The sequence below is a fragment of the Streptomyces novaecaesareae genome (genome assembly GCF_000716875.1).
GTDB classification, from domain to species: domain Bacteria; phylum Actinomycetota; class Actinomycetes; order Streptomycetales; family Streptomycetaceae; genus Kitasatospora; species Kitasatospora novaecaesareae.
Genome location: NZ_JNWQ01000038.1, coordinates 63,792 through 69,733 on the forward strand (window position 1 = coordinate 63,792; position 5,942 = coordinate 69,733).

7 protein-coding genes are annotated in these 5,942 nt (G+C 72.2%); all 7 read left to right on the forward strand.

All coding sequences use genetic code 11. From position 1 onward, the window contains the following. The first annotated feature begins 72 nt into the window (after positions 1 to 72). The 7 genes from eccB (at position 73) to OP86_RS16865 (ending at position 5,835) form a co-directional block, all read left to right on the forward strand. On the forward strand, positions 73 to 1,593 hold the full coding sequence (gene eccB / locus OP86_RS16835; RefSeq protein WP_030255520.1) for a type VII secretion protein EccB: 1,521 nt from the start codon (positions 73 to 75) through the stop codon (positions 1,591 to 1,593). Between the two features lie 129 nt (positions 1,594 to 1,722). Then, positions 1,723 to 2,067, forward strand: coding sequence for a hypothetical protein (locus OP86_RS16840; protein WP_030059496.1), 345 nt, complete (start codon positions 1,723 to 1,725; stop codon positions 2,065 to 2,067). Between the two features lie 65 nt (positions 2,068 to 2,132). Then, positions 2,133 to 2,435 (forward strand): hypothetical protein, encoded by a 303-nt coding sequence (locus tag OP86_RS16845; RefSeq protein WP_030059497.1) that lies wholly within the window; start codon positions 2,133 to 2,135, stop codon positions 2,433 to 2,435. A gap of 5 nt (positions 2,436 to 2,440) precedes the next feature. Further along, positions 2,441 to 2,851, forward strand: a complete 411-nt coding sequence (locus OP86_RS16850) for a hypothetical protein (RefSeq protein ID WP_030059498.1) — start codon at positions 2,441 to 2,443, stop codon at positions 2,849 to 2,851. A gap of 99 nt (positions 2,852 to 2,950) precedes the next feature. After that, on the forward strand, positions 2,951 to 5,035 hold the full coding sequence (locus OP86_RS38095; RefSeq protein ID WP_030255526.1) for a hypothetical protein: 2,085 nt from the start codon (positions 2,951 to 2,953) through the stop codon (positions 5,033 to 5,035). Positions 5,036 to 5,090: 55 nt separating this feature from the next. Further along, positions 5,091 to 5,531 (forward strand): YbaB/EbfC family nucleoid-associated protein, encoded by a 441-nt coding sequence (locus OP86_RS33615; RefSeq protein WP_051830165.1) that lies wholly within the window; start codon positions 5,091 to 5,093, stop codon positions 5,529 to 5,531. Beyond that, positions 5,524 to 5,835, forward strand: a complete 312-nt coding sequence (locus tag OP86_RS16865) for a hypothetical protein (RefSeq protein WP_030059501.1) — start codon at positions 5,524 to 5,526, stop codon at positions 5,833 to 5,835. Before OP86_RS33615 ends, OP86_RS16865 begins: the two co-directional genes overlap by 8 nt. Positions 5,836 to 5,942 lie beyond the last annotated feature (107 nt).

A 5,942-nucleotide genomic window follows, 5' to 3' on the forward strand; every position in this document is an offset into this window, starting at 1 on the left:
ACTGCGCCCCCGCCGCCCCGGCCGCATCGCCGGCGGCCCGCTCCGCACCCCGCCCCGAGGAGGACCACCGCCATGCAGTCCCGACGCGACCAGGTCCAGGCCCACCTGTTCGTGATGAGCCGGGTCGCCGCGGGCATCCTGCGCGCCGAGCCGGACGCCCCCGACACCCCCGTCGGCCGTACCAACCGGGGCGCCGTGCTCGGCCTGGCCGTCGCCCTGCTGATCGGGGCCGGCGCCGGCGTCTACGGCCTGATCAAGCCCGGCGGCGCGACGGGCTGGCAGAAGCCCGGCACCCTGGTCGTGGTCAAGGAGAGCGGCGCCCGGTACGTCTTCGCCGACGGCCTGCTCCACCCCGTGCTCAACGAGGCCAGCGCCAAGCTGCTCGCCGGGGACCAGCTGAAGGTCGACCAGGTCTCCGCCCGCTCGCTGGACGGCGCCGCGCGCGGCACCCCGATCGGCATCGTCGGCGCCCCGGACGGGCTGCCGGGACCGGCCGCCGTCGGCGCCGCCGACTGGCTGGTCTGCACCGTCCAGACCGCGAGCGCCGCGACGGGCCCGAGTACCGCGACGGGCCCGGCTACCGCGACGGGCCCGGCTACCGCGTCGGGCCCGGGCGCCGCCCGCAAGGCCCCGCAGCTGTCGGTCGCCGTCGGCACCCGCCCGGGCGGCCGCGCCGCCGGGGACCAGGCCGTCCTCGTCAGCACGCCCGACGGCGCCACGAGCCTGCTCTGGCACGGCCGCCGGTTCGCGGTGGACACCGCGGGCGGCGCCGTCCGCGCCCTCGGCTACACCGCCGCCACGCCCGTCCCGGTCCCCGCCGCCTTCCTCGCGGCCTTCCCCGCCGGGCCGGACCTGCGCAGCCCCGAGGTGCCCGGGCGCGGGCAGCAGGGCCCCACGCTGAGCGGCAACCCCACCCGGATCGGCCAGCTGTTCACCGGCACCGGCGAGGAGCGCTACCTGCTCGCCGAAGCGGGTCTCGTCCCCATCAGCGCCACCCAACTCGCCCTGCTGCAAGGGGATCCGCACACCCAGCAGGAGGCGTACGGGGGCGGCCGGGTGGCGCCCGCCCCGGTCGGCGCGGCCGACCTCGCCGCGCACTCCGCGCCCGCCGCCGCCGCGGCGGCCTTCAGCCAGGCCGGCCTGCCCGGCCGGGTGCCGACGCTGCTCGCGCCCAAGGGCGAACAGGCGCTCTGCGCGGCGCTGCGCTCCGGCTCCGAGGGCGGCGAACTCGACGTCGTCGTCCCGGACACCACGTCCGTGCTCGGCCTGCCGCCGACCCTCCAGCCCGGCGTCATCCCCAGCTGCACCCCGGCCGACCGGATCGCCGTCCGGCCCGGCGGCGGCGCCCTGGTGCGGGCGCTGTCCGGCGGCGGCTTCGGCACCACCCTCTACCTGGTCACCGACACCGGGGTGAAGTACCCGCTGGCCTCCGCCGCGGTCGCCGACCGGCTGGGCTACGGCAAGGCCGCCCCGGCCGCGGTGCCCGGGCGGCTGCTCTCGCTGCTGCCCACCGGCCCCAGCCTCGACCCGGCCCCGCTCGCGGGCGGCGTCGTCCAGCCGCAGGCCGCCGCCGAGGGCCGCTGCGCACGGTGATCCCCGGCGGCTGCCGGGGTTGAACCGCCCCGCCGGGCACGCCCGTTCCACCTGAGGGGCCGACTCCGTCGGCCCGCGGCACACCTCGCCGGCCGGGACCGGCCGGCGCTACCGGAGGAGGTACTCGCGGTGACCCAGCAGACGACGATCGACCAGAACGTCCTGGCCGGCATCCGGACCCAGGTCGAGGAGCGGTACGCCCAGATGACGCAGACCGCGGCGTACATCGAGGACATCAACACGGCCGTCCGGGACAGCTTCTCGGGCGCGGCCAGCACCACCTTCCAGAACCAGATCGGCGCCTGGCTGGAGCAGTACGCGCTGGTCAAGCGGGACTACGAGGCCTTCCACTCGAAGCTCGGCGACGGCGGCAACATCTTCAACTCGGCCGACGACCACACCAACACCATCGCCACGGGCGCCCTGGGCGGCGGCCCCGGGCAGCACGTCGAGGACGTCCTCAACCCGCGCTAGCCGGCGCCCGCCTCCGCCCCGACACCCCCCGAATCCCGAATCCCGAATCCCGAAGGGAACGCACCATGGGCAGCATGTCGCTCCACTACGCGGGCATCGACAGTGCCATCACCGACCTCGAAGCGCACGCCAAGACGATGCACGACGCGATGACCTCGCTGCGGGACTACCTCAACGGCAAGATCAACGTCGAGCTGCAGGGTGACTTCTCGGTGGCGGCCGGCCAGCTCGCGACCACGCTCAACACCGCCGACGGCCAGATGACCGGGAAGATCGTCGCGGCCCACCAGGCCCTGACCGAGATCCGCAACGTCATCAAGGACGCGGACATGCGGGCCAGCAGCCACTTCGACCACGTGCAGGGCTGATCGCCATGGGAACGAACGGCGACGGTGGGGACGGCGGTGGCGGCGGCAACGTCGTGATCACCGACGGCTACCTGGACGACTTCGCCACCAAGAAGTTCGCGGACCTCATCGGCAGGATCAACAAGGACGCGACGGTGGTGAGTCTCCGGCAGCTCGGAACGGGCGCGATCCCGTTCCTCGACGGGACCGACTCCGAGCGGTTCAAGAGCGCCAGCGGCCTGGCCGACGCGGTCAAGGCCTACTGCGGCGCGATCGACGGGATCCTGACCGCCTTCGGCAAGCAGCTGACCACGCTGTCCACCGACCTCCACATGGCGGACCTGTACCTGAACAACGCGAAGGACCAGGCCCTGGACTACGCGCAGTTCATGAAGCTCGCCGAACGGACGCTGAACCCGGGCCCCACCAAGCCCTGACGGTCCGCCGGCGAATCCTCGTCACCACCGCGGAGCCGGTCCGGCCACGGGCCGGCCCCGCCTCACGTCCGGTCGTGCCCGGCCGAAGAAGGGTCCGTCATGGGCTACACATGGGAAGACGCGATCACGTTCATCGGCTCGGTGGACGGCAAGACGCCGACCACCGCGACGGACGTGCACAAGGACGACAAGCTGTGGCTCAAGTCGGACGGCCGGATGGCCGGCGGCATGTACGAGTTCCAGTCGAAGGACTACAACCCCAAGGGGCTGGACGTCTGGGTCGCCTGGTACTTCAGGTTCCAGACCGCGAACGGGCACGTGACCAACAACGGCAGCTACGTGGTCGGTGCCCACATCGACTACCCGAACATCGACGGCGCGGGCGGCAAACTCGGCGGGTTCACGGGGAGCGTGGGGCCGCTCAAGGTGCTCGTCGGTGCCACGCCGAAGAAGTACGGCCGGATCGACGCCACCCAGTTCGCGGACGTGGCGACCCTCCTGGGCGACATCGTGACCAAGCTCGACGGCTGGCTGAAGGAGGTCGAGGGCTGGGCGAGCACGGTCGCCGGGAAGGACAGCGACTGGCAGGGCAGCGCGGCGGGGGCCTTCCGCGCGGTGCTGATGGCGTTGCGCAACGAACTCGACGGCGGCAAGCGCAACATCGCCCAGGGCGATCTCGGTTCCTACCTGACGACCTGCAAGACGCAGCTCGAAGGGGCGATCACCACGCTGAACACGGGCTGGGAGGAGTGGTACAACTCGTACCGGGCCTGGCCGACGAACTGTGTGAACGACGCGCTCCTGGAGGGCCTCAAGGGCGCGACGCTGGAGGTGAACCCCACCGCCGTCGGCGACGTCTCGTTCAGCAGGGCGGTCGACGAGAGCAAGATCGGGGGAATCTCGAAGGACGTCGGCGGCCTGGACAGCCTGAAGTTCACCCTCAAGGGCGCGGCGTTCGGGGACCCGGCCGCGGACCCGGACGGCTTCTGGAAGGCCGTGGAGAAGCGGGGACGCGACATCTGGCTCCAGCACGTCGTCGACGTCCTGGACAAGGCCGCCGACACGGCGCTCGGGAGCATCGCGACGGCCTACGGATCCGCTGCGGGGGTGATCAAGCCGGACCCGTTCCCGCTGATCATGCCGACGCCCAAGGACCCCAAGACGGGCGACCCGGGCGCCAAGGACGACCCGAACAAGAAGGACGAGAAGACCCCCGACCCGAAGCTCGACAACCTGGGCATGGGTGGCGGCGGCGGTGGCGGCGGCCCCCAGACCAAGAACCTGGGCGGCGGCCCCGACCTCAAGAACCTGGGCCTGGGCAGTGGCGGCGGAGGCACGGGCGGCAAGGGCAAGCTGGACCTGACCGGTGCCGGGGGCGGATCGGGCGGCAACCACGGCGGGACCGGCGGGAACACCGGGCTCGACCTCATCAACCCCAACCTCGGCAGCGGCGGCCTGAGCGACCTCTTCCCGGGCGGCAGCGGCTCCAGCCGCCCGGTCACCGTGCCGCCCGGGTCCGTGATCAGCAAGGACGGCCGGATCGTCGACGAGAACGGCAAGCCCGTCCTGGACGCCAACGGCAACCCCATGGTGGCCGGCCCGAACTACACCATCGGCCCGGACGGCACCCTGCGCGACGAGAAGGGCAACACCGTCTCGCAGTACCGGCAGCTGCTGGCCGACCGGTTCGCCGACGGCGGTAGTGGTGGTGGCGGTGGCGGCGGCGGGGACGACCTGCTGACGCCCAGCCACTTCGGCGCCGGCGGCTTCTCCTACAGCACGATGGGTCTCGGCGGTGCCTCCGGGGAGGGCTCGGGGGGCCTGCTCACCCCCGGCGGCGGCCCGGTGATCACCGGCATGGGCGGCGGCATGAGCAACCGGGCACTGGCCTCCGGCGGCGACCCGAACGCCATGAAGGCCGCGGTCGACCAGGCCAACGCCGAGCGCGTCGCCGCCGAGAAGGCCGCCCGGGCCGCCGCCCAGGAGCAGTCCCTGCTGACCGGCCGCCAGACGGCCACCAGCTCCGGCGGCATGCCGCCGATGATGCCGCCGGGCGGCGCCGGCATGGGCGGCGGCCAGGGCGGTGCCAACGACAAGGACCGCCGCCGCACCACCTGGCTGGCGGAGGACGAAGAGGTCTGGGGCACCGAGACCGGTGCCGTGCACGGCGTCATCGGACGCTGACCGCGCCCGGCGCCCGGATCGGCGCCGCAGGAAGACGAAGAGACGGGAATCCCACATGAGCAACCCCTTCGCCGAACAGATCGCCCAGGCGATGGCGGAGATGCAGACCGAGCTGGCCAGGGCCGAGGAGCTGCAGAAGGAGATGTTCGAGCTCACCTCCTCGGTCACCTCCAAGGACCGGATGGTGACGGTCAAGGTCGGCTCGCAGGGCCAGGTCGTCTCGATGACCTTCCAGACCGACGCCTACCGCGAGATGGCCCCCGCCGAGCTCGCCAAGGTGCTCACCGACACGCTCAACGAGGCCCGCGCCAAGGTGGGCGAGCAGATCGCCGAGCGGATCGGCCGCTTCGACGGCCTCGGCGAGACGCTGCGGCTCAACATGACGGGCGGCACCGAGCTGGACGAGATCCTGGCGCCGCTCTGGGAGATGAAGCCCGACTACCAGCCCGAGGACCAGACGAAGAAGGCCGACCGTCAGGAGGAGTTCCGTGGGTGATCACGGCACCACCGCGAAGACGGACCAGCTCAAGACGAGTTTCGGCAAGTTCTTCGACCTGAAGGAGATGGTCGCCAAGGTCAACAAGGAGGCCGAGCACATCAACGACCTGAACCTCACCGTCGGCGGCAGCGACGAGATCGGCAAGCAGTACCACAGCCAGGTGGACGAGGGCACCAGGAACCTGACCGACCTGCTCCTCAAGATCCACTCCACGATGGCGGCGGTCGGCGAGAACGGCGAGGCGCTGGCCGACACCCTCGACAAGGCGAACGACCATGCCGGAGAGATCGCCAAGTTCTGAGCCGCCGCTTCCGAGCCAAGGCTTCCGAACCGCCGCCCCTGAACCACCGCCTCTGAACCACCGCCTCTGAACCACCCCCTGGACCGACCGGAAACGGCAGGCAGCAC

Excerpts from the sequence above, each read along its gene's own strand:
- OP86_RS16845 (WP_030059497.1), top strand. The coding sequence starts at position 2,133 with ATGGGCAGCATGTCGCTCCACTACGCGGGCATCGACAGTGCCATCACC.
- eccB (WP_030255520.1), top strand. The coding sequence starts at position 73 with ATGCAGTCCCGACGCGACCAGGTCCAGGCCCACCTGTTCGTGATGAGC.
- OP86_RS16850 (WP_030059498.1), top strand. The coding sequence starts at position 2,441 with ATGGGAACGAACGGCGACGGTGGGGACGGCGGTGGCGGCGGCAACGTC.
- OP86_RS38095 (WP_030255526.1), top strand. The coding sequence starts at position 2,951 with ATGGGCTACACATGGGAAGACGCGATCACGTTCATCGGCTCGGTGGAC.
- OP86_RS33615 (WP_051830165.1), top strand. The coding sequence starts at position 5,091 with ATGAGCAACCCCTTCGCCGAACAGATCGCCCAGGCGATGGCGGAGATG.